The sequence below is a fragment of the Rossellomorea yichunensis genome (assembly GCF_032337515.1).
Taxonomy (GTDB): Bacteria; Bacillota; Bacilli; order Bacillales; family Bacillaceae_B; genus Rossellomorea; species Rossellomorea yichunensis.
Genome location: NZ_JAVYAD010000003.1, coordinates 459,194 through 483,000, shown reverse-complemented (window position 1 = coordinate 483,000; position 23,807 = coordinate 459,194). Strand labels below are relative to the sequence as shown.

The 23,807-nt window shown below is 42.3% G+C and carries 27 protein-coding genes and 1 other annotated feature; of the genes, 2 read left to right on the top strand and 25 right to left on the bottom strand.

Annotation, left to right across the window (positions count from 1 at the left end):
* Positions 1-7: 7 nt before the first annotated feature.
* The 25 genes from RSX31_RS10235 to RSX31_RS10115 form a co-directional block, all read right to left on the bottom strand.
* A complete protein-coding gene (locus RSX31_RS10235; RefSeq protein ID WP_148969810.1) occupies positions 8-343 on the bottom strand; it encodes a ribosomal-processing cysteine protease Prp in 336 nt (111 codons plus the stop codon).
* A gap of 11 nt (positions 344-354) precedes the next feature.
* Positions 355-663 (bottom strand): 50S ribosomal protein L21, encoded by a 309-nt coding sequence (gene rplU / locus RSX31_RS10230; protein ID WP_034757222.1) that lies wholly within the window; start codon positions 661-663, stop codon positions 355-357.
* Positions 664-675: 12 nt separating this feature from the next.
* Positions 676-754: a sequence feature (ribosomal protein L21 leader region), on the bottom strand.
* Positions 755-821: 67 nt separating this feature from the next.
* Positions 822-2,267: an Rne/Rng family ribonuclease gene (locus RSX31_RS10225; RefSeq protein ID WP_187443292.1), complete on the bottom strand. Its 1,446-nt coding sequence runs from the start codon at positions 2,265-2,267 to the stop codon at positions 822-824.
* 100 nt (positions 2,268-2,367) lie between these two features.
* Positions 2,368-3,234: a M50 family metallopeptidase gene (locus RSX31_RS10220; protein ID WP_187443293.1), complete on the bottom strand. Its 867-nt coding sequence runs from the start codon at positions 3,232-3,234 to the stop codon at positions 2,368-2,370.
* On the bottom strand, positions 3,227-3,994 hold the full coding sequence (locus tag RSX31_RS10215) for a M23 family metallopeptidase (RefSeq protein ID WP_148969812.1): 768 nt from the start codon (positions 3,992-3,994) through the stop codon (positions 3,227-3,229). Before RSX31_RS10215 ends, RSX31_RS10220 begins: the two co-directional genes overlap by 8 nt.
* A 248-nt stretch (positions 3,995-4,242) precedes the next feature.
* Complete coding sequence (gene minD, locus RSX31_RS10210) at positions 4,243-5,046, bottom strand: septum site-determining protein MinD (protein ID WP_148969813.1); 804 nt, start codon at positions 5,044-5,046, stop codon at positions 4,243-4,245.
* Between the two features lies 1 nt (position 5,047).
* A complete protein-coding gene (gene minC / locus RSX31_RS10205) occupies positions 5,048-5,728 on the bottom strand; it encodes a septum site-determining protein MinC (RefSeq protein ID WP_315634464.1) in 681 nt (226 codons plus the stop codon).
* Positions 5,729-5,813: 85 nt separating this feature from the next.
* Positions 5,814-6,335, bottom strand: a complete 522-nt coding sequence (gene mreD, locus RSX31_RS10200; RefSeq protein ID WP_187443294.1) for a rod shape-determining protein MreD — start codon at positions 6,333-6,335, stop codon at positions 5,814-5,816.
* Positions 6,325-7,212 (bottom strand): rod shape-determining protein MreC, encoded by an 888-nt coding sequence (gene mreC / locus RSX31_RS10195; protein ID WP_148969816.1) that lies wholly within the window; start codon positions 7,210-7,212, stop codon positions 6,325-6,327. The genes mreD and mreC overlap by 11 nt, the downstream gene beginning before the upstream one ends.
* A 165-nt stretch (positions 7,213-7,377) precedes the next feature.
* A complete protein-coding gene (locus RSX31_RS10190; RefSeq protein ID WP_148969817.1) occupies positions 7,378-8,385 on the bottom strand; it encodes a rod shape-determining protein in 1,008 nt (335 codons plus the stop codon).
* Between the two features lie 252 nt (positions 8,386-8,637).
* Complete coding sequence (gene radC / locus RSX31_RS10185) at positions 8,638-9,348, bottom strand: RadC family protein (RefSeq protein ID WP_148969818.1); 711 nt, start codon at positions 9,346-9,348, stop codon at positions 8,638-8,640.
* 31 nt (positions 9,349-9,379) lie between these two features.
* Positions 9,380-9,949, bottom strand: coding sequence for a Maf family protein (locus tag RSX31_RS10180; protein WP_282138769.1), 570 nt, complete (start codon positions 9,947-9,949; stop codon positions 9,380-9,382).
* A gap of 185 nt (positions 9,950-10,134) precedes the next feature.
* On the bottom strand, positions 10,135-11,112 hold the full coding sequence (locus RSX31_RS10175; protein ID WP_315634463.1) for an SPOR domain-containing protein: 978 nt from the start codon (positions 11,110-11,112) through the stop codon (positions 10,135-10,137).
* 103 nt (positions 11,113-11,215) lie between these two features.
* Positions 11,216-11,653, bottom strand: coding sequence for a type II secretion system protein (locus tag RSX31_RS10170; protein WP_315634462.1), 438 nt, complete (start codon positions 11,651-11,653; stop codon positions 11,216-11,218).
* A gap of 13 nt (positions 11,654-11,666) precedes the next feature.
* The gene (locus RSX31_RS10165; protein ID WP_315634461.1) at positions 11,667-12,437 is read right to left on the bottom strand and encodes a hypothetical protein; all 771 of its coding nucleotides are present in this window, start codon (positions 12,435-12,437) and stop codon (positions 11,667-11,669) included.
* Positions 12,434-13,060 carry a hypothetical protein gene (locus tag RSX31_RS10160; protein ID WP_315634460.1) on the bottom strand — a complete coding sequence of 209 codons (627 nt, stop codon included), beginning with the start codon at positions 13,058-13,060 and terminating at the stop codon, positions 12,434-12,436. The genes RSX31_RS10165 and RSX31_RS10160 overlap by 4 nt, the downstream gene beginning before the upstream one ends.
* A complete protein-coding gene (pilM, locus tag RSX31_RS10155; protein ID WP_315634459.1) occupies positions 13,060-14,022 on the bottom strand; it encodes a type IV pilus biogenesis protein PilM in 963 nt (320 codons plus the stop codon). The genes RSX31_RS10160 and pilM overlap by 1 nt, the downstream gene beginning before the upstream one ends.
* 14 nt (positions 14,023-14,036) lie before the next feature.
* Entirely contained in the window at positions 14,037-14,780 is a 744-nt protein-coding gene (locus RSX31_RS10150) for a prepilin peptidase (RefSeq protein WP_315634458.1), read from the bottom strand.
* Between the two features lies 1 nt (position 14,781).
* Positions 14,782-15,204 carry a type II secretion system protein gene (locus RSX31_RS10145; RefSeq protein ID WP_315634457.1) on the bottom strand — a complete coding sequence of 141 codons (423 nt, stop codon included), beginning with the start codon at positions 15,202-15,204 and terminating at the stop codon, positions 14,782-14,784.
* Positions 15,205-15,314: 110 nt separating this feature from the next.
* Positions 15,315-16,526: a type II secretion system F family protein gene (locus tag RSX31_RS10140; protein ID WP_315634456.1), complete on the bottom strand. Its 1,212-nt coding sequence runs from the start codon at positions 16,524-16,526 to the stop codon at positions 15,315-15,317.
* On the bottom strand, positions 16,527-17,570 hold the full coding sequence (locus RSX31_RS10135) for a type IV pilus twitching motility protein PilT (protein WP_315634455.1): 1,044 nt from the start codon (positions 17,568-17,570) through the stop codon (positions 16,527-16,529).
* Positions 17,571-17,579: 9 nt separating this feature from the next.
* Positions 17,580-19,241 (bottom strand): GspE/PulE family protein, encoded by a 1,662-nt coding sequence (locus tag RSX31_RS10130; RefSeq protein WP_315634454.1) that lies wholly within the window; start codon positions 19,239-19,241, stop codon positions 17,580-17,582.
* A 21-nt stretch (positions 19,242-19,262) separates the two neighbouring features.
* A complete protein-coding gene (locus RSX31_RS10125) occupies positions 19,263-20,636 on the bottom strand; it encodes a VanW family protein (protein WP_315634453.1) in 1,374 nt (457 codons plus the stop codon).
* Positions 20,637-20,658: 22 nt separating this feature from the next.
* Positions 20,659-21,396, bottom strand: coding sequence for a PRC-barrel domain-containing protein (locus RSX31_RS10120; RefSeq protein ID WP_148995839.1), 738 nt, complete (start codon positions 21,394-21,396; stop codon positions 20,659-20,661).
* A gap of 10 nt (positions 21,397-21,406) precedes the next feature.
* Positions 21,407-22,621, bottom strand: a complete 1,215-nt coding sequence (locus RSX31_RS10115; RefSeq protein WP_315634452.1) for a hypothetical protein — start codon at positions 22,619-22,621, stop codon at positions 21,407-21,409.
* A gap of 114 nt (positions 22,622-22,735) precedes the next feature.
* On the opposite strand from RSX31_RS10115, the gene RSX31_RS10110 reads away from it, so the two are divergent.
* Both RSX31_RS10110 and RSX31_RS10105 read left to right on the top strand, forming a co-directional pair.
* A complete protein-coding gene (locus RSX31_RS10110) occupies positions 22,736-23,266 on the top strand; it encodes a type IV pilus modification PilV family protein (RefSeq protein WP_315634451.1) in 531 nt (176 codons plus the stop codon).
* A complete protein-coding gene (locus tag RSX31_RS10105) occupies positions 23,208-23,795 on the top strand; it encodes a prepilin-type N-terminal cleavage/methylation domain-containing protein (protein ID WP_315634450.1) in 588 nt (195 codons plus the stop codon). The genes RSX31_RS10110 and RSX31_RS10105 overlap by 59 nt, the downstream gene beginning before the upstream one ends.
* The last annotated feature ends 12 nt before the right edge of the window (positions 23,796-23,807 follow it).

Sequence of the window (23,807 nt, the reverse complement as noted above, 5' to 3'; positions counted from 1 at the left end):
CCACCTCCTACTTTTTGAAGGTTATTTTAATAAACTCACTATAGTCTCTTTCAATCGTTTGGAGGCTGATAAGCATGCTATCCAGTAGCAGCTGAATCTTGCTCTCTGTTTCTTCCGGAAGATCATCAGGGATGACGCAGCGAAGATAACCACCATCAGAGGATTGCTCGATGGCCGGTTCTACACCGGTTAACGCCATAATGGCATTAATACTGCCAAATGAAACAGCAGAAGCACCTGCACAAACAATGTCTTGCCCATTTTCGGCAAAATCAGCATGTCCATCCATAGAGAAAGAACGGATTCTTTTCCCGGATGAACGCTCTACGTAAACGTTAATCATTTCATCACGCCTTACGCGTTGATTTCGTCAATGACAACTTTAGTGTAAGGTTGACGGTGACCTTGCTTACGACGGTAGTTCTTTTTCGCTTTGTATTTGAATACTACAAGCTTTTTCGCGCGGCCTTGCTTTTCGACTTTCGCTGTTACAGTAGCTCCATCCACTAACGGACTTCCTACTTTCACATCGTCGCCACCAACGAATAGAACTTTGTCAAATGTTACCGTATCGCCTTGTTCTGCGTTTAGCTTTTCGATGTAGATAGCTTGACCAGCTTCCACACGGATTTGCTTACCACCTGTTTCGATAATTGCGTACATAATCGCACCTCCTTATAAACTCAGACTCGCCAATGACAGGTGTTGGATTGCTCCACACTTTTGTACCTGTAATGAGCGGTTGTAGCACGGGTGCTACAATCAATAACATTAGAATCCTATCATAAAAATCGATGCACTGTCAATAACAATCAAGAAATTCATATAAACTTTGATACATGATAATAAGGATGTTCATGAGTGATTTCTTTTATTTTGATTTCTTTCCCCAACGCTTTTTCCAATCTTTTAAGGTGAACGTTCTGCAATCCGGAAAAGACGGTTGCGACTTCCCCAGTCGCTTCCACTTCGATCAGGGAGCCATCCATCGCCTGCATTTCCCACAGCTCACGTTCAAGCTGGAATGCAAGCGTCTCAGGTGTCATTTCCCTCCCTGTACCTTGACACACTGAACAAGGACGAGTCAAGTAGGCAGACAGGGGCTGACGGGTTCTTTTTCGCGTCAATTCAAGAATGCCAAGGGGTGTAAAGCCCACGATCGTCGTGCGCTGCTTATCCGATACCAACGCATCTGAAAGTGCATCCACCACTTCCTGTTTATTACTTTCCTTTTTCATATCGATAAAATCGATGAGAATCATGCCGCTTAAATTCCGAAGGGTGAGTTGCTTCGCCATTTCTTTCGCTGCCAGTTTATTTGTTTGTAATATAGTCTGTTCTAAATCGTCTTTACCTGTAAACTTTCCTGAATTCACATCCACAACGGTCATGGCTTCTGTTGACTCGATTACAATAAATGCCCCATTATCGAGCCATACCACTTTTTTCAGTGCGTTCTCCCATACAGAGGCAACATGGTAATGACGGAGAATATTTTCATGGCCTTGATAGTGTTCGAAGGTCCACTTATCTTTTATCCCGGCTCCGCTCATTTCTTCTAGATGAAGAAGACTTTCATAGTCATCGACTACAATACTTCCTCCACTCCCCTTTTTCAGTTGTTCATGGAGATCCTCATAGAAAGTGTCCTGCCGGGATAAGAGTGAAGGACATTTTGCTCTCAGAGACACCCTTTCCAGGCTTTCATATCTTGAACGTAATGAGTGCAGTTCCTCTTGTAACACACCTTCTCTCACTTCAACCGCATTGGTTCGCATCACAATGCCTTCTTGCGTATTTTTCCATTCATTCCCCAATCGTCTTAAGACCTTCCTGTTTTCATCATCCACTTTTTTAGATACCGCCACATAATACCCTTGTGGCATGTACACAAGATGTTCCCCTTTGAGCTCGATAACGGCCGTCAATCTTGCTCCCTTCGTTCCCATCTCGTCCTTCATGACCTGCACGATGATTTTTTGCCCTTCATGCACGCATTTTCCAATGGGGTGAGGATCGTTTCCCGCATGGTATGCCTCTATGTTTTGCGGAATGTCTTTTTCATGAAGGTAGCCATTTTTACCCCCGCCAAAATCTACAAATGCCGCACCCAGCCCTTTTTGAACCTTGACGACTCTCCCAAGATAAATATTGCCTGTTAAGCTTTCCTCTCCAGGCTGATATGTATATAATCCAATGATTTCATTATCTGATCGGTATACCCACCGTTTTTCCCTGCCCTTACTGTGTACAATGATTTCTTCCACACCGAAAGCCCCTTTCCCACGAAAAAAGTCATAAGAAAAAAGGGTTGTTTCCAACCCTTTTACCAGTATGTCCTTACTTTATACAGTTCGTGTTCATTCGTCAATAAAGGTAGAGGAGATCCTTCGTTTTGGCCGAGGTCATTTTTTCTGCAAAAAAGGCGTGCAGGAGCTCATTTTCATCCAGCTTCCCTACTTCAATTCCTTTTTCGAAGACAACGAGGGGATGCTTTACCCCCCGTTGAAACTTCTCCACTACTGTAATGATGGAATCTTCACTTTCAATGGGAAGTGGCCGCAGTTCCATAAATTGATGACTCTTCCCATAATACCGTTCTAACAAAAACTTCATAAACGCATACCGCCTCTGTTTCCAGTCCACCCATAATGAAAAGTACAGGAACGATAGAACGATCCACAGATTCAGATGAAGGGGAGCGATGATGAGTACAACCAGGTGAAACAGCAATAGTAAACCAAAAGAAAAGAGAAGCGTGTATTCATATGCTCTCAAATAATTAAGCTTCGTTGCCAACAGCAAGGAAACCAGCTTCCCTCCATCCAACGGCCAAATGGGCAGAAGATTAAACAGCAGCACCATCATATTCAACTGAAAAAAAAGCGAAAATGAATCCGGGCTGATCACGCCGGTCTCCATAAGCCCCCAACCTGAAGCTATGAGCCATATGTGCTGCAAGGGACCCGCAGCCACCACCCAGAACTCCTCCCGCAAAGAACGGTTTCCATGCTCATCCATCTCCGCAACCCCACCAAAAGGCAGCAGGGCGATTTTCTTTACTCTCCAGGAAAAAGAATGGGCCATCAGTCCATGTCCCAATTCATGAATCGTAATGATGAAGAGAAGCAGTATCAGTTCAAAAAAGTGAGCCGTCATAATCGCAATGGCAATGACGAGCCATAGCAAAGGGTGAACATAAAATTTTTTCAAAAGTGAAAATATATTAGTCAAATGACATCACCTGTATCGGGTCGATAAATTCATCACCCATTTTTATCGCGAAATAAAACTCTCCTGTCACATCGTTCTGGCTGCTGGTGGAAACCTTGCCTACAAGTGATCCCTTCTCGATCGATTCATACTGTTTCACATCAATCGATTCGAGGTGACCATACCAGGATTCTGATTTGTCTGCATGTTGAATGACGACTGTGTTCCCAAGCTCCTCTTTCTTGCCTGCAAATATAATCAAGCCCCCCTTCATTGCCGCTACATCTTCACCTAGGCCCGTTTCAAGCATAATGCCTTGTCCATTGGTTTTAAAATTTTCAACGACCTTCCCCGACGCAGGTACGGCATATTCCGCACTTTGCGCACTAGTTGATTCTTTCTTGGTATTACTTGTCGGTAATAACGCTAATGGTTTTCCGAATTGGTCCTCATACCACGTGGAAATGGCGGCAAACTGGAATTCTGTATCCATGGTTTTCGTGACCACGGATTTCGCTTCATTGAATACAGGTGAAGGACTCTTAAACATAATCGCCGTCACTAATACCATGATTCCCGCTCCAAGTATTTTCAGCATAAAGGTTTCCTTTTTAAATAATGGATGCATACCCTCAGGTGGCGGTCCCCCTTCAAAGCTTGTCTGCCGTTCCATTCCATAGCGCTCCTCGTCCGATGGGAGAAAGTATGAAGAGTTCTCGCCTGGATTCGTTTTCTTTCGTTTCGCTATCCTCTTACGTATTTCATCCGCACGATTCCCCATGTACACCATTCCTTTTTATAAGGTATTGTTTCATAAACGTCTGAGCCACTCCGTTCAAGAGTGATTCTATACTAAATGGTTCTGGTCATGATGAGGGACAAGGGTTGTTAGATCCATATTAAAAAGAGCTCCATTCGATTACACATGATTTGCTACAATGTATGACTTGTCCTGAAAGAATATTCATGGGGAAAATAAAAAAGTCCCGGTAAAACGCTCGAAGCGCTTTACCGGGACTGAATTGATTCTTATGCTTTTACACCGAATAATTTTTTAATTCTTGAAAAGACTCCTGTCCGTTCATCTTCCAAAGACTGTAACGGAACCGATTCACCAAGGATTCGTCTGGCAATATTCCGGTAGGAAATGGAGGCTTTGCTTGTTGAATCCAGAGCGATGGGCTCACCTTTATTGGAAGATTTGATCACATTATCGTCGTCGGCAACAATACCAAGAAGGTCGATGGAAAGATGGGCTGTGATTTCATCCACATCCAACATTTCACCATTTTTCATCATATGATTGCGTATGCGGTTAATGACGAGCTTCGGTGGTTCAATATTCTCTTTCTCCAGCAAACCGATGATTCGATCCGCATCACGTACAGCTGAAATTTCCGGTGTCGTGACGACAATCGCACGATCGGCACCTGCCACAGCATTCTTATACCCCTGCTCGATCCCCGCAGGACAATCAATAATGATATAATCATAGTCTTGCTTTAAATCTACTACTAGCTTCTTCATTTGCTCAGGGTTAACAGCGGATTTATCACTTGTTTGTGCAGCTGGCAGTAAAAATAGTTTATCCTCGAAACGCTTATCTTTTACCAGAGCTTGATGTACTTTACAGCGGCCCTCTACAACGTCTACTAAGTCATAAATGATTCTGTTTTCGAGTCCCATCACCACATCGAGGTTTCTGAGGCCGATATCTGTATCAATTAAACAAACCTTTTTGCCTTGTAGAGCTAATGCTGTACCAACATTGGCAGAAGTAGTCGTCTTTCCCACTCCACCTTTACCTGAAGTAACAACTATGGCTTCACCCACATTAGCTTCCTCCTTTAAAACTAGTAATATTTGGTCTAAGATGCTTTAAAACTTGTAATCGATCCACAACAATTTGTCCCTGATCATCGACATAAGCACATTCCATTTCGTGCTCATCATCTTCTTCCACCCAATCAGGTGCCCTGTTCAGGGAGTCCCCTATCCGGAGCTGGGACGGAACCATTTTGGATGCGACAATGACAGCCTCCATGTTTCCGTTGTGGCCTGCATGGGCAATTCCTTTCAACGAACCCAATATGTAAATATTCCCTCCAGCCAGCACTTTCCCGCCAGGATTGACATCGCCGACAATAAGGATGTCCCCTGACACTTCCACGACTTGTCCAGATCGGATCACGCCGGTTAAAGTTTCTATATTTCGTTCATCTATGAGTTTCTCTGCTTCATTCTTTGTAATCACATTACTCCATACTTCATTCACTACTAAATTACGTTTTTGCCTTACGATCTCTTTCAACTCTTCTACCTGTTCATCCGTCAGGTAGCGATTCCCTGTCTGGATATTGACCGTGAGCAGTGGAGTCCCTTCTGTTTCCCGGTAATGTGCAGACAGCTTATCGTCCAATTCCTTCTTTAACTCATGAAAGGAGCATTGATCATTGAGATGAAGGGTCAATCCTTCTTTTGTTCCTTTTATCATCACATTTGGCTTTTTATTCATGGCGCAATTTTTCACCTCAGTCGTCTATTAAATTCGACATAAGCAGTGCCATTTCCTCTTTTTATGAAAAAATTACTAATAGAATTTATTCATCCAGCCACTCTTTCCGTTTTCGGAGAAGATAGTTCCTGAGTGGAAATGCCACAACTAAATAAAACACTATATTAAGGACCAATGTCGGCCACAAACGCCAGTCCACGAACTGCATAAAAGTCAAATCAGTACGTTGGATAATTAAATTGATTTGATACACCAAAAACTCCAATACGGAAAGGTTCACAAGTGAAATAATCCCCAATACAAAGAGGTTATTATGTAATACCCTCATCATCTGGTGAGATAAAAAGATGACAAATGGGAAGAGCACTAAGTAAATCCCATTGATTTCTGTGTAATAAATATCAAATAGAAAGCCAAAGATGAATCCGTAAAGCAATGCAGTGCGGTATTGATAAAACGCACAAATAAAGAACAGCACGATAATCAGGAAATGCGGAACAATGATTTTCTGATCAAACCACTCTTCATTTGGAAAAAGATGAACAAATAAACTCTCACTGTAAAAGAAAAGCAGGGTCATAAACGGGAGGAGGAGCCTACTGATCATTGCCATCCTCCTCAGCATCCGCTTCCTGTTCCGTCACACCCTGGATGTCACGGTCGATGACCATGACGTGCTCCAAGTGATAGAAATCAGCAGCAGGCTTTACATATGCCGTTTGAGTCAACCCGTATTGATCCGGTTTCACTTCTTTCACTTCCCCGATGACCAGCCCCTTAGGAAATACTCCTCCCAATCCTGATGTCATCACTTTAGAGCCTTTGTCGACTTTCATATCGTTGGAAATCCGTTTAACCAAAATTTCTTTTTTATCGCTGTCGTACCCTTCAATCCATCCGTTGATGTCTTGTTCTTTCCCTTGTATCACAGTGGAAATCCGGTTTTTTGTATTATTGGTCGAAATTAATTCAACAGTAGATGAAAATTCATTTACGCTTTTAATCTTTCCGATCAATCCAGCCGATGAAATCACGGCCATGTCTGACTTAATCCCGTTCACTTCGCCTTTATCAATCGTCAGGAGCTCTTGCCAGCGATCAGGATTCCTTGCAATGACGGTAGCTTGAATCGTGTTATAGGCACGAAGGTCTTCCTTCTTTTCAAGGACCGCCCTTAATTCATTATTATCTTGTTTCAGGTCTTTCACCTTTGTTTCAAGCTTCACTAATTCATCTAAACGTGTTTTTAATTTTTCGTTTTCTGTGTATGTATTTTGAAGATCTTGAACGTTTTCAACAACTCCCGCTACATAGTTAACAGGTTTTGAAACCAATGACTGTCCGAATCCTACCATATCTTTTACAAACTGCTCAGGCCAGCTGATGCTATCTCGCTCCCGCAAAGAAAATCCGATTAATCCAACAAGGACTATGACACTGACGAGCAGAATGATCAAACGTTTATTCAGGAAGAATTGTGGCATGATGTACACCTCAACCTTTTCTCATTCTAGTAAATACTATATCAAAAATCGTTTATTTTTGATATCATTCGTCAAAATATTCATGGTTGTTCGAAAAAAGATGGGGCCGACCTTAAGGCTACCCAAGCATCCTTAAGGAAACGTCCCCCCATTCATTAATTATGTTTATTTTCCCCGATTTTTAAATAGATGGATGTGGTCAAGGGCTTTCCCCGTACCGATTGCCACACAATCCAGAGGTTCCTCTGCAATGAGGACCGGCATTTTCGTCTCATCGCTGATCACTTTATCAAGATTACGAAGAAGCGCCCCGCCACCTGTCAGCACGATTCCTCTGTCCATGATATCAGCCGCGAGTTCTGGCGGTGTTTTCTCTAATGTACTCTTAACAGCATCGACAATCGTGTATACGGTATCATGAAGAGCAGATGCAATTTCAACTGCGGTTACTTCGATCGTTTTCGGTAAACCGGTCAAAAGGTCACGTCCGCGAATCTCCATTGCTTCAATTCCTTCAGAATCACCGGCAGAACCGACTTCCATTTTGATCGTTTCCGCTGTACGGTCCCCGATCATCAGGTTATACGTTTTGCGGATATAGTTAATGATCGCATCATCCATCTCATCCCCGGCTACACGGATCGACTGACTTGTCACAATCCCTCCTAAAGAGATGATGGCTACTTCCGTCGTTCCTCCACCGATATCTACGACCATACTTCCTGTCGGTTCCCATACTGGCAGGTTCGCTCCAATTGCAGCTGCAAACGGCTCTTCAATCGTATAAGCATCCCTTGCTCCCGCCTGTCTTGTCGCATCGATGACCGCTCTTTCTTCAACACCGGTAATTCCTGAAGGTACACAGACCATGACGTAAGGTTTTCGGGAAAAAGCTCCTTTATTCCGTGTCGCTTGTCTTATGTAGTACTTCATCATCGTGGCTGTTGTTTCGTAGTCAGCGATTACCCCATCTTTCATCGGGCGAAGAGCCACGACATTTCCCGGTGTTCTACCGATCATATTCTTAGCATCATTCCCGACTGCAACGATATGCTTGTTATCTGTTTGAAGTGCGACAACAGAAGGTTCGCGAACGACAATCCCTTTGCCTTTCAAGTACACCAATGTGTTAGCTGTTCCTAAATCAATCCCTAAATCTTTCGTTCCAAACATGAATGGTATCTCCCTTTCTGATACAAATTGGCTGGTTTTTAACGTTTTATATGTGCTTTCACAGGAGAGTCGTCCAATCACTCTCTATCCTCGTAATTTTCGTCACAATAATTGTTCGTTCATGCATAACGAAAAGACTCATTCCCTTGAAGAATGACTCTCTTTTTCAAAGACTGCGTTATATTGAATCACCATATTGTTTGTAAAAATCATAAGCTTAATTATATCGCAACCAGGAAAAAAATCATAGTGTCATAAATACCCTTTTTCCTTTAAACTGATAAACTTCTTCTCCCCTATTATAAGATGATCGAGTATATCAATACCAATGATTCGACCACATTCCACTAATCTTTTTGTCACTTCTATATCTTCTCTGCTTGGAGTCGGATCACCAGAGGGATGGTTATGGATACAAATGATCGATGCGGCGGATCGTCTGAAGGCTTCTTTAAAGACCTCCCGGGGGTGGACGATGGAAGCATTCAGACTTCCAATAAAGATGGTTTGTTTGTGGAGAACTTGATTCTTTGTGTTGAGGTATAGGCATACAAAATGCTCCTGGGCCAAAAATCTCATATCGTTCATGACATAATTGGCTCCGTCTTCGGGGGAACGGATGCTATATCTGTCATCAAAAGCCAAGTTGCTGATTCTTCGACCGAATTCGACGGCGGCCATGATTTGAACTGCCTTCGCAAGGCCGATTCCCTTCGTTTTCGTAATCTCTTCCAGGGAAGCATCCTTTAATAGATTTAATCCATCAAAGTGGTTGAGCAGCCGGTTGGACAGCTGCAGAACAGACTCGGATTTCGTTCCGGTCCGGAGTAAGATAGCCAGTAGCTCCTGATTCGACAGGCTTGCCGCCCCGCTTTGAATCAGCCTTTCACGTGGTCTTTCGTCCTGAGGGAAATCCCGGATCATAAGCCTGTTTTCTTCCTGCTGAGGTATTGTTTTAACCATTGGTTCCTCCTTTTTGTACGCTCGGGAGTCATTATGGTTGAAGATAGCCCATTTCAAGTAATACACGATTCACTCGTGAGATGGGTAAACCAACGACGGAGAAATAATCGCCTTTAATTTCTTTGACAAATTTCGCTCCGATTCCTTGAATACCATATGAACCGGCTTTATCAAAAGGCTCTTCAGATGCAATATAATCGTCTATCTCTTTAGAAGTCAACTCCCAAAACGTTACATCCGTTTTTTCATAAAAGAGTTCCTCCACGTCACCATGCAGAATGGCAACCCCCGTGTAGACAGAATGAGTAGAACCTGAAAGCATTGATAGCATTTCTTTCGCTTCTTCTTTCGATTCCGGTTTACCAAGAATCCGGTCATCCTTCGCTACGACAGTGTCTGAACCGATTACATAGTGGCTGGGGTATTGATTCGAGATTTCTTTCGCTTTTTTGCGGGCAAGATACATGACGACTTCATGGGGCATTAAATCAGATGAAAAAGTTTCCTCAACTGTAGAGCTGATAACGGAAAAAGAAAGTTGAATTTGTTGCAGAAGTTCTTTTCGACGAGGAGATTGTGAAGCGAGTATGAGGTTGGACACACCATACCAATCCTTTCAGAGTAGAAATTGGGAGATACATGACTATACTACCAAAATCCGCCTTTTTAAACAAGTAAAAATAGAGCCAACTCTCTTTGGTCAGTAAGCTTGAATCTGACAAAATGAGAGAGGCCCTATTGTAGACATCATATTATTTCCTAGAAAATAGTCTAATACAGTCGAAATTATAATCCACTGTAATGTTGCAGGTAGGATAATAACTCTTCCTGAACTTTTTGGGCATCATCCGGGGTCTTCATCCCTGCCGCAAGATTCCCTGCATTGACTAAGGACTCTTTCATGGAGGCAATGGAATCTTGCCCCACCTTGATTCCTTCCAGTTCCTTCACTCCAGATTGAATGGTTTGAATCGTTTTTTCGTCAGGCGTTCCACCGATCATTCCACTGCTGCTCTCCATAGCTAATGTGTTGTAGAGCCCATTTCCCTTTTCCAAAAAGGATTTCTCTTCCTTTGAAGCATTTATTCCTTTAGCTCCAAATACAAAATCTTTCGCAAAAACGTCCACCCCTTGTTCTTTCAATTCTGCCCCAAGTGATTTGGCTGTTTCAAGATCTCCCGAAACACCCAATAAAAGAAAGAATTGTCCATCCTTTTCCACACTTGCGCTGCTCAACCCTTTTCCTGCTAAGCTGTCCTTCATGGCATTAAGAGATTCCTCTGTTGAAAACACACCGCCTTGAAGAATCGACGTTGAGAAATCCTGTAATTCAACTGCCGATACGGACTGCTTCCCTTCCGCATTTGCTTCTGCCGTCGTATCTTGCAACGTTGCCGCCGGCGTCGCTGGACCATCCGTTGTCGTAATGACTTTAAGCGTGCCGAACCCCAGCACAGCTCCTACCACTACCGCACCAATTATCGACATTAAAAGATTAACAGAATCCTGAAAAGGATTTTTGAACGACTTGCGCTTCTTTTTGTTCCCTGTCACATAATTGATTTTTTTGTATTCCTTAGGAGGCTGAGCTTCCTCATCGTCGGGTAGGATCCAATCGAATCCTTTGTCTTCCGCTTCTTCCCCGGCAGCTGCTTCAGTCTCCCCCAACTTCCAATCATACACAAGAAGATCTTCGTTAAAATTTGTTTTTTCACCATTAATTTTAATAGATATCTTTTTATCTTCGTCTCTTTTATTATTCATCATCGCCACCCTCCTTCATCTATTTTTTTCCATGCTATCACATCCAATAAAAAAAAGAACAAGACTTTTGTCGTCTTGTCCTAACAGGTTTTCGTCAAATTTTTTAGTTTTTCTGCAGGGATTGAACTGAAAGGGTAGAAAACGGTATTTCTTCTTTATCTCCATCTACATTTGTACAGAGATTATACTCTTCCCCCCATAAACAGATGGATACCACACTCTCCCCATCAGCCAAAACATAAGAGGATTCATCCGGTGCCATGACTGTTTTAGAATGCGGATCCAATATCGGTTCAATCAATTGAGCATCTATCAACTCTTTATACGTAATCTTACCCGTTACCTTCTCTTGAAGCATGGCATCCTTCGCATAGTATTGCGCTGAACTTTTCATCGTAAGGGCGTTTGCCACAAACGCCTGTTTCTTGGATTCTTCAATCAGGTTGTTTATCGCTAAGGTGGCAATGACAGCAATGATTCCCAGTATGACAATCACAGCCAGTAATTCTACTAGAGTATATCCTTTTTCATTTTCTCGCATTTACATCAGACCTTTAATTGGTATCTTGTTCTTCTGACTTTTGTTCAGGGAACTGCTGAAAAGGATTCTTTTTGTTTGACGGAGGAGGTGCATCGAGTTTTGGCAGCTCCGTTTCTAGTTCTACTAAACCAGGTAAATAAAAGGCGGATACGACTAGATTCAATTGAATATTTTCGATTTCATCTTCGTATTGCTGTAATTCAGCCGGTCCGCTGAAAGAAATCTGTTCAACCTCTACGATACGATGCAGCTCTTCTAATTTATTGATGAACTCCTCTATATGAAAATAGCTCTTTGCTTCTACAGAAATCGTGGCTGTCAGTTTTTGAAGGCCTTGTGGAAGGACCACATCAGATGCCGGATTCACTTCAGTGCCTTCTTCAGTAACTTCAACATCCGTTTGGGAAACATCATCCCCTGCGCCCAAGGATTCAGTTGCAGGAAGATCTACAGCACCTTCCGTAAATTCAATGCTTGTGACAAAACTGTCCGAGACGATTTCTGCTTTTTCAAAATCGATTAGCAGCTGTTGAGTGAGAGGCTTGACTGGAACCTTCTGTTGCAGTGAACTCGAATTTTCAAAGGAAGCCTGTTTAATGGAAGAAATCTTAGAATCCAATGCTTCAATCAGCTTCTTTTCCGTTTTGATTTCATTCAGTAGATTTTCCTTCTGATTTTTCACGGGTAGATAGTAGAACCATATTGCTCCGAGGATTAGGATTATTGCTATCACAATCGAAGTACTGATCAGCAGCCATTCTCTTTTTTCGAATCGTATATTCATTCCGAATCGCCTCCCTGCTCTTCGGAAGTTTCCTCTGTTTCCATTTCCTTTATCTCTGTTCTATTTAACGTTACTTCATACTGACCTATATACCTTGGTAAAATGGTCTCCGTATTAACGGCTGTTAAACTATCATTTTCAGAGATGGTTTCTGTAGCCAGCGACAATAAGGTTGCTTCCTGAATGTACCTGGATCCCTTCAGATGCGTTAAATAATACGCAGCTTCACTGCTTATATCAAATTGAATCGAGAGTTGGATACTCCCATCTTCCGCGTATGTAAATTCCTTCACGAAACCCCGCTCCGGCAGTAATTCGACCAGGTGATTCAAGACAGGCACAGTATCGATGGGGTAGCTTTCCGCCCAGCTGACAGCACTCTCCAATTGTACCCAGGCATCCGATGATTCAAAATCAGAAATGCTTTGCTCTTTTTCCGCTCTGAGCTGCTTGGTACCCTGTAATTCCGTCGTCAGGACGTCCACATCTTTTCCGATATTCGCAGCAAGAAATAATAGAATCATAAGAGCAAGGATTCCGACGGATAGCACACCGATAACCACATACACCCACTGACGGCTTCCTTTTTCATTTTGAGGTAATAAATTGATATCGACGAGCACTATATCACCTCTTTTAACCCTAAACCAATAGCGAGTAAAAACGCACTCGATAGTTCTTCATTGGTGTAGGCGTCGCGTGCAGCGGTTGGCACCTTGATAATGTCGATTTCAAACCGTTCTGATAAAAGGGTCTGGATATCCCCTACCATGGGATGGTCACCGGTTACGTATACTTTATTAATCATTGCTTCATCATTTGTAAGTGTATATCGGTAAAAGCTGATGACTTTGTCGATTTCTTTCATCACGTCATCAAATTGAAGGGATTGGAAATCATTGTGATACACCCTCTCATCCATCACTTCCCGATCCTCACCTAATCCAATCGGCCTGAAAAATACAGGCTGATGATCATGGAAGATGGACACGGCCACATTAGCCTGATTGAAATAGAGGAGCATTTCATGGTCTTCTTTACGAGTTAAATCCAAAGAGTGTACGTATCGGTAAAAGGCAAGTGGACTAATATCAGCCACAACCGGCTTTAAATGGGCATCAGTCAATAGCTGCTGATATTCCATGACAATATCCTCCGGTGCCGCCACCAGGATGATTTCTTTCTTGTCTCCTTTATTTCCTACAACCACCACATCAAATACCGGGTTCTCAAAAGGCAGATGTATACTCGTCCCGATTTCCAGGAACAAGTGGCTCTTCACCTCATCGTCCTCAATATCGGATGATATCTCCATCTTCCTGATGATCATCTGAGTATTCGGAACGATGAATTGAACTTCCCTTTTCTTTATACCCCAATCGAGGACACACTCTTCCAACAGTGCTTGAAAAGCTTCTTTCTCAATGATTTTGCCATCTGAGATCATCCCGTCAGCAATTCGTTTCTCTCCAAAATGGTGAATATGTAAAGGAGAAACAGATTTCATTTCTACAAATCGAATCCATTGATCACTGATGACGATATTGATTTTATTTTTATTCTTATTGAAGAGACGTGATAACATCTTGAATGACCCCTTTAGCTATATAAAGAAAAATACCAATGCAGGATTGGCTGGTGAAAGAAGTATGCTGCGAGTGTGCCTATTACGATATATGGACCGAAAGCAATGGGTTGCCCTTTCTTGTAAAAGCCAAGCATCAGGCCTGTAATACCAGCGACCGCCCCAAAAAGGGTAGCGAGGAAAAAGGAAAAAAGCATCACCTTGACCCCCACGACGAAACCAATGACAGCGAATAATTTGATATCACCGCCGCCCATTCCTCCCTTGCTGATGATGGCAATCAGAAGAAGCAGGCAAAAGCCGGCAACGCTGCCCGCAACGCTGTCCCACCACGGGTTTAACGGGATGAATATTCGTTCTATGATAAATAAAACTAAAAAAAACAACAGCACTTTATCGGGAATGACCATATATTTCAGGTCACTGACCGTGATGATCATGAACAGGGAGACGAGAGTAAGAGCGACAACCAGCTCCGGCTGTATGCCTAACATAATATAAGAAAGTAAGAATAAGAGTCCGGTAGTTATTTCCATCAATGGATAAAGAGGAGAAATGCGCCCCTTACACTGAGCGCATTTTCCACCTTGCATAATATAGGATAGTACTGGTATCAGTTCCTTGGCCGTCAGCGTGTGCCGGCAGTACGGGCAGGCTGATCTTGGTTTGACGATTGACTTTTTGAGCGGTATCCGGAGGCCGACTACGTTGTAGAAGGAGCCTAGGAGGAGACCGTAGGTGAATACTATTACACCCATGTTACATATCTACATCTTCTCGAGTGATTTCATCTGGGTTTGCATTTTGAAGATATACATTCGTACCATTTGATAAGGTAACAGTATGGTCTCCACCTGCAACAATAGTTACCAATGATTCTTCTCCATCATAATCACCGCCCGATGGGTTATCAACTTGCTCAAGATATCCATTATCAACCAATGTATCTAAATCAATAGTACCTCCAGCTGCAATTTCTTCTGCTGTCATGGCTAATCTGGCAGCATTAACCATCTGCTGAGCATTCGCAATATGGGCATCCGCACGAGAGTTATTAATCAACCCACCAATACTAGGAATTGCAATCGCAGCGATAATTCCTAAAATAACGACAACAGCAAGTAATTCGATAAGCGTCAATCCGCGCTCATTTTTCAGTCTTTGACCCATCTTCTTTAACATGGTAATTCCTCCTGTTTATATATCTTTTACTAAAAACTAGTAATCTAGTACTAGTATACAACACTCATCCGACAAAAAAATCATATTTTTTGTAAAATTATAGGTATTTTCTAATAGTTTTGAACATTATTGAAGATTTCGAACATCGGAACGAGAATCGAAGTGACGATGGTCCCGACCAATCCTGCCAGCATGACGATCATGAGTGGTTCAATCAATGATTTCAGACGATCCGTGGCACTTTCCACTTCTTTTTCATAGAAGTCGGCGACCTTCGCAAGCATCGAGTCCAGGGACCCTGTCTCTTCTCCTATGGCGATCATTTGCGTCACCAATGGAGGAAAAGCCCAATGCCGCTTCATCGGGTCTGTTAGGGACGTCCCCTTCTCCAATGATCTGCGGGATTCGCCGATCACACGGGCCACCACTTCATTTTCCACAACCTTTTCAACAATCGCTAATGCCTGCAAAATAGGGACTGAGCTTGAAAATAATGAACTAAGTGTCCGTGTCATTCTCGCGAGTACCGCTTTTTGCAGCATCTTCCCGAAAATCGGCACTCTCAGGATGGCATAATCAAGATAATACTTCGATCGTTTGTCTTTTCTTAACATAGCCAGAGTGATAGCAATGAATACAAAAAACAAAATGATGATGTACCAGAACTTTTGCATGAATTCACTTGAAGCAATAACAAATTGTGTGATGGCTGGCAATTCGCCTCCGAAATCGGACAGCATATTCACGAAGGTCGGCACAACGGCAGCCAGCAGGAATATGACGACACCGATGGCAATAACGCCGACAACCATAGGATAAGCTAACGCCGAAATGATTTTCTGTTTCGTGATATGCTGCTTTTCATAATGAGTGGCGAGCCCTTCCAATGTTTCATCCAGGCTGCCTGACGCTTCCCCTGCCTTCAGCATATTGATCATCAGAGGTTCAAAAATCTTTTTGTGACGGGAGAAGGCTTCCGATAACGGATTCCCGTCCCGCAATTCATCTTCGATTTCCGTAAGTGCTTTGCCGAGTGCCTTACTCTCCGTCTGCTCGGCCAGAATATGAGTCGAATCAACCACTGTAACCCCAGCTTGAAGAAGGGTCGCAAACTGTCGCAAAAAAATAACAAGATGCTGTAACTTCACCGGATTTCCGATCGTTATGTCTTTGGTCATGAGTGTCTCAGGCATTTCCAGGATTTCAATGACCCTTACTTCCTGCTTCTTCAACTGAATGAGGGCATCCTTCTTTGATGTGGCCGTGATGATGCCCGATTTCTTTCCTTTTTGGTCCCTGCCTGTGTACTTATAACGTCCCATCTATTGAGGAATCTCCTCTCTGCTATAAGGAAACGCCATATCCTTTGAAATGATGCCACTCTCATAAAGCTTCATCACACTGTCGCTCATGATGTGCATGCCTGAAGTTTTGGACGTCTGCATGACATTTTGAATTTGGTGGACCTTTTCTGAACGGATCAAATTGCCGATTGCTGCATTATTCATCAGGAGCTCTGTCGCGGCCCTTCTTCCTTTTTTATCTACCGTGGCAAACAATCTCTGTGAAAGGATCCCGACAAGGACCGATGCCAATTGAACGCGGATTTGTGACTGCTGCTCCGGCGGGAAGACGTCTACGATTCGCTCGATGGTGGCCGGGGCACTGGATGTATGAAGTGTCGCCAGAACAAGGTGTCCGGTTTCCGCTGCCGTTATGGCAGTATGTATCGTCTCCAGGTCCCTCATTTCCCCTACGAGAATAATATCTGGATCCTGTCTCAAGGCACTTCTTAAGCCTTTTGAAAATGACCTTGTATCAAATCCCACTTCCCGCTGATCGATGATGCATGCCCCGTGCTTGTGCAGGTATTCGATGGGGTCTTCCAGGGTAATGATATGCTTCCTCATTTTCCGGTTCATATAATCCACGATGGATGCCAACGTGGTCGACTTTCCACTCCCTGTGGGTCCGGTAACAAGGAAAAGACCCTGTGGTTTTTCAGCAATCGTCTTCAATGCATGGGGGAGAAATAATTCCTCCATTGTAGGGATGGAAGTCGGAATGACACGTATGGCCAAAGATATGCATGATCGTTGTTTGAATGCATTCACCCTGAACCTTGAAACGCCCGGGATTCCATAGGAAAAGTCCAATTCACCCACTTCTTCAAAGGCAGGATACATCGTTTCAGAAATGATGGCCTTTGCCATCATTTCCGTGTTATCAGGCAGCAAATTTTCTTTACCGAACCTTTTAAGGTCTCCATGTATCCTGAAGATAGGAGGTGAGCCGACTGTAAGATGGATATCGGACGCGCCCAGCTCGAAAGCAGACTTTAGAAGATAATCAACTTTTTCTTTCAATTCATTCACCTACTCTGAAATCGCTACTCTTAATACTTCTTCGGTCGTGGTCATGCCCTGCTTCACTTTCAGCAAGCCGTCATCGATTAAGAAGATGGTTTTATTCCGTACGGCATGCTCCCTTAACTTGGAGAAGGGTTCGTTGTTCAGAATGACCTTCTTCATGTCATCATTCATGACGAGGACCTCATGAATGGCAATCCGGCCTTTGTATCCTGTCATATTACAGGAAGAGCAACCCTGCCCTCTCGTAATGGTCTCGATCTTCATTCCCCTTTTGGCGAATATCTCAATTTCCCGTTTGGTCGCCGCCATCTTTTGTTTGCAATCACGGCAAACTTTCCTGATCAAGCGTTGAGCCACGACCCCGCTCAGTGAAGAAGCAACTAAAAATGGTTCTACACCCATATCCAGTAGTCTCGTCACCGTACTGATTGAGTCATTGGTATGGATGGTGCTCAACACGAGATGTCCAGTTAAGGAAGCCCGTATGGAGACTTCAACGGTCTCCCTGTCCCGAATTTCCCCGACCATGATGATATTCGGATCCTGACGCAAAATGGCACGCAGCCCCTTGGCAAAGGTCAAACCGACATTCTGATTCACACCGATCTGATTGATGCCCTCCAGCTGATACTCAACGGGATCCTCGATCGTAATAATGTTCACTTCTTCACTGTTGAGATGATTCAAGGCTGCATATAAAGTGGAAGACTTCCCCGAACCGGTTGGTCCCGTGATGAGAACAATCCCTGTCGGCTGCTGGATCATCTTCATGAACCTCTGTTGATTTACTTTGTTGAAACCCAGTTTTGACAGGTCATTCAAACTCGAACCTAAATCCAGAATCCTCAACACTATTTTCTCTCCATAGACCGTCGGCAAAGTCGACACACGCAGATCGATTGGATGAAAGTCGATATTCACTTTGATTCGTCCGTCCTGAGGCACCCTGAATTCGGTTATGTCGAGATTCGCCATGATTTTAAGCCTGGCAATCAGCATACTTTGCATGTGCTTCGGGAGATTTCTTTCGTTTCTAAGAATGCCGTCCACCCGGTAACGTATGACGACTTTGGTTTCCTGGGGGTCAATATGTATATCGCTAGCTTTTTGGGTCACCGCATTTGAAAGGATTCCGTTCACTAATCGAACGATGGGTGAATCGGAATCCACCACCGTATTTTCTTCTACTCTATTTTGATCCCGATTCTCCTGGAAAAGGTCTTCAAATCCATCCTCTAAGTCATAAAACTTATTGATGACTTTCAAAATATCATCCTTGGTCGCAATCGCTGTCTCGATTTGAAAGCCTGTGGCCAAACGCAGATCCTCGATGGCGTAAAAGTCCAACGGGTCGCTCATCGCGACGAAAAGCCTATCCCCCTCTTTTTTGAGTGGGATCATCAGGTTCCGCTTAGCCGAATCTTTAGGAATCAAGTGGAATAAGTTCGTTTCAAAGGGGTATCTGTATAAGCTGACATGGGGAATTCCCAATTGAAATTCCAATACTTCAATCAACTGCTGCTCTGTAATATATCCCCTTTGAAGCAGGGCATCCCCCAACTTCTGCCCTTTCGCTTTATCTTTCAGGGTATCTTGTAACTGGGATTCGGATATGATTCCTGCTTCAACGAGCAGGTCTCCAAGTCTCTTTCTAATCGTGGTCACATTATCACCCGCTTTTACGACTTATTTTCTCTCTTTTTTCTTTGGTTTTACTTCATCGTCTGATGGACTTGAAGAATCCTGATCGGCTGTACCTTCACTTTCCTTCCCTGTGGAACTGCTCTCGTTATCTTCCTCGTCCATTGAGGAAGTTTCATCTTTTTCCCCATCACCCGATTCTTCATTCGTCGCTTCTTCCCCATTCGTCCCGGTTGGTACATTATCAAATGTTCCGTTTGGGGTTTCCTGTAATTCCTGCAACGGATAAACCGCAATCTTATGCTGTGGTCCATAAAAATCTTCATTGATCAGTTCTTCTGAAAGGATTTCACCTGAAGAGCTCAATTTTTGCTTATAAACCCGGATCAGTACCCCATCTTTCCCTTCTTGTTGGATATCGACGCTTCCTTTTTCAACAAAAGGGCTAAACTGTTTAATGACTCTTGGGGGAAACGTTTCTTTTTCAGACAAACGGACATTATATGAGTTTGGGAAAGGGATTCCCTGCAATTGAGCCTTGATTCTATTCTCTTGGATGGCAAGCTTCAGCTCATAACCGGTTGAATTAGGATTGGTGATGACAAAATCCTGGTTATTCATCGGATTGAATTTCGCTTCAAAGCCTAGTGTCACATAGTCCGGAAGCAGCTTGCTTATATTTCGTTCGATGATCGAAAAGTTGGAATGTAAGGTGATTTGATAGAGTAATGATGCAACCGGACTTAAATCAGCCTGTGATTCGACTACAAATCCTTCTGTTTCCAGAAAATCCGAAAACGAAAACTGCGAATTGGGTGCAATGGGAATGGAGGGATAATTGTCTATAAAGCTCTTGATCATTGGTGTAACCTCTAATTCATTCGACACGGCCTCAAAAATTACTTGTGGTGATTCATTGCTTGCTGCATAATCATATATCTTTACGCTCTCTTCTTTATGAAGACTACCAGCCAAGGAGAGGAGATACTCTATTAAAGAAGGAAGGTTTAGGTCTTCACCCCTATAGTCAGGGAACTGATTTGAAAGAAACGCATCGAATGCATTTTCATCCATCGTCACAATTAAACTTGTACTTTCATCATCAACAAGTTTCTCTATGCTTTCTTCCAAATGAAATTGAAAGAGAGATGGATCGATTTTTGCACTTTCTCCATTGAAATCCAGCAGTAGGTTTTGATTTAGCTTCCATTCCTCTACTTTCTCATCCAGTATCTTCATTGCTTCCTCTTTGTTTGCTCCACCCAGATTAATAGATGCAACCGCTGCATGTTTCGATAGATTGAGTGACTTAACAAAGAACGTTTCATAAGCAAAGACGCCTAAATGAGAAAAACCATATAGAAAAAATGTGGATAAGAACAAAACGGTCATCAGCTTACCAAATAGACCTTTTTTCACACTAGGCGCTCCTTCCTGACTCCTACTTAATATTCATCGTTAAATCAACGAAAACAGATGGACCAGCGTCCTGAGCAGCTTTAATATCGGCTTCCGTTAGAGATGAACCTTTAGCAATCAATAGATTACCCTCTAAATTATATATATCTTCAATCACACTTTTTCCTGTAAGTAATTGAGTCTGTTTCGTTTTAATTGTCTCTAGGCCATGTTGTTGCGTTGGTAAAATTTCAGTCTCTGCTTCGAACACAGGCTCATGGCTTACAAGTTGATCAAATGATCCTTTAAAATATTCTGCAGCGTCTTCGTTCACAATAATGATATCTTTTCCAAATGTCAGTACATGTTCCGTACCAAGGAAAAACGTGTTGTCTTGGGCATTTAATTCTAAGGAAACAATAGCCCCGGTTTCATCATCCACATAAAATTCTTGAATGTTTCCGATCATTTGGCCTTTACGGGTCATCACACGGGTATCGTTGATTTTAATTTTTTTGTTCACCAGCTGGTTTGCAATCGGGATTTCATTTAAGTCGATCACTGCATTCTCATTTTCGACAGTGACGGCATACTCGCCTATACCGACTACCTTTTTGAACGGGATCGCCTTCACACTGACCTGCCAATCTTCATGCTCGATGGTCAGAAAATCAACCGAGCCCTTTTCCGGATTGATTACAAGGGATTTGACTCTCCCTATTTCACTTCCATCGGATATACTGATAATCGGTAAAGCTTTCATTTCTGCACTCTTTTTCATGTCATCTCACCTATTCTGTCATTTTAATTTCGTTTAACTTTTTCCATGCAAACTCATTTGTTTGTTCGATATCCATTTGAATGTACGGATACTCTATGAATCTCTTAGCAGCAATCCTTTCAGTAAAAATGTGTAAGTCTTCATATTGCCCTGTTGAAATGTAATGATCCATTAATATTCTTGCAAATGTATAGTAGTCTTGATCGTGTAAACTTGGATGCAAGTAATGCTTAATCATGTTTTCCATCTGATGGGAGGATAATATACTCTTCGAGAGTGTGATTTGTTCAATCATGGTCTTCATAACCTCTCTCATGATCCTGGACCTTTTAGGAAATGCATGTACGTGAAGATCCTCTTCACTGATACCTTCAACAATACGATCCTGGGTTCCCTCAGATATTTCAGCTTTCTCATCTTCTACAAAATCATCAACTAAAGCATCTTCCAATTCATCTTCTGAAGCAAGTAAGCCCTCTAAGTCTTCTACAGCTTCCGAATCATCATCAAATGCTTCCTTCATTTCTTCCTTTTCATACTCAATGGTCTCGTCAGGTTCATTTATTAATCTCTCAATCTCACTTAAAACGATATCAGAAGACTCATTTTCTTCTTCCGTTTCATTCATTTTTCCAATATCTTCGTATTCATTGGCATTCTCAATGAACCATTCACTTTCATCGTCATCGACCTTTATCGATTCTGTTTCAACAGTAGGGATTATCTCTTTGATCTCCGAAGCTTGCAATGGTTCATCTTGTTCTATAGAGGTATCATTTTCTGATTCTTCTTCTGCAACGTCCACTTCAATTTCATAGAGATCTTCCATTTCAATTGGAGCCATATCAACTTCAACCTGAGTGGAATCCACAGTATCCTCAACTTGTGATTCATCCTTTTTATTATGTAAATGATCCTTTAATCCCTTATGATCATGGACTATTTGCACAGGTTCTTCTCCTGAATCCATCTCAGTGCCTGCAGTCAGGACTATAAGACCACTGAATCGTTGTTCAATCATATAAGAAGAAAGGCCTAACAAAATCATTAACATGATGCCGATCATCCAAATTGAATATTGGGTCGATGCGACTAGTCCAAGGAGCGTTAACCCAAATGCAATACCAGCAATGAGTAGTTTCCCTTTTACACTGATGCCTATCGGTATAAAATATAAAATAGGTAGCAACAAAATGAGTGCCAGCAACGAAAATAGGTATATCATCTTACATTCATCTCCTCCCTATGATATATTTCTTATAAATCAGACTTTTTTTTACAAGTTTCGACTACTAGATATTGTATAATAAAGTCAGGTATTTTGAAAGCAGGTGTTGGGTTGAAACTAATAAAAATATATAGAAATAATAGAGGCTTCACTTTAATTGAACTTTTGGTTTCGGTTACAATCCTGGGGATCGTCCTTCTTAGTTTCATGAATTTTTTCCTTCAATCCAGTACATATACGAATGGCAATCAAAAGAAGACAGTCGGGATCAATGTAGCCAGGAATGTCTTGATGTTCATGGAAAAACAAGACTTCCTTGAGGTCAGGGACTTTTTCTATGAAGTGAATATAGGCAGTGAAAATCCAACAGATGAATTTTTAAAATTATTCATTTGCGGGGATGAATACCAAACCTTCCCTAACTTCTCTACTGAATCAGAAATGATTGATTCCTGTCCGAACAAGAAAAATATTAATATAAACGGGTTAGAATATGAGACTGAAATTTATTCCGGGGAAGTCACGAACCTTGATGAATCAGATTACTATATTCCTATTACAATCGAAGTTAGGTGGAATATCAATGATAGAGAATACAGTACGACAGTTGATGGAAAAGTTAAAAGCGAAGATATTCGATAATAGAGGCATTACCCTTATTGAGTTATTACTTACCCTATCCATATCTGCTATCCTGTTACCCGTTACATACGGTGCAATGATCACCGGCTATAAGATTTATGAAAAAGTTTCGATCGATGCTCAATTGAGAGAAGACGCAGATTATGTTTCTGCGATGGTAATGAAGAAGCTATATTCATACCCCTTCGACACAATTGAAGAGTGCGTGCCAGCCTCTACTACTTGTGTAAAGTTTATAAACAGCAGTGCATTATCTGTAGCGCCCTATTCAGGTAAATCCTTCTACCAGGTAGAAGATGAAGAGATTGTGAATGATGAACAAATTCTGCAATTAGTTCAAATCGGGGAGAAAAAACAATGGAGCTTTGATGAGGAAATAATAACTACTCCATCTGACTTTACGGGGTCCGTTATCACTTCTACCTGCACATCCAAACCGTGCAATGAAGCAATTATACAATTATCTTACAAAGTTTCACATCCCAATTTCGATAAAACCCTTAATTTAGAGAGCAGCTTCGGATTTTAGAAGGGAGAAAAC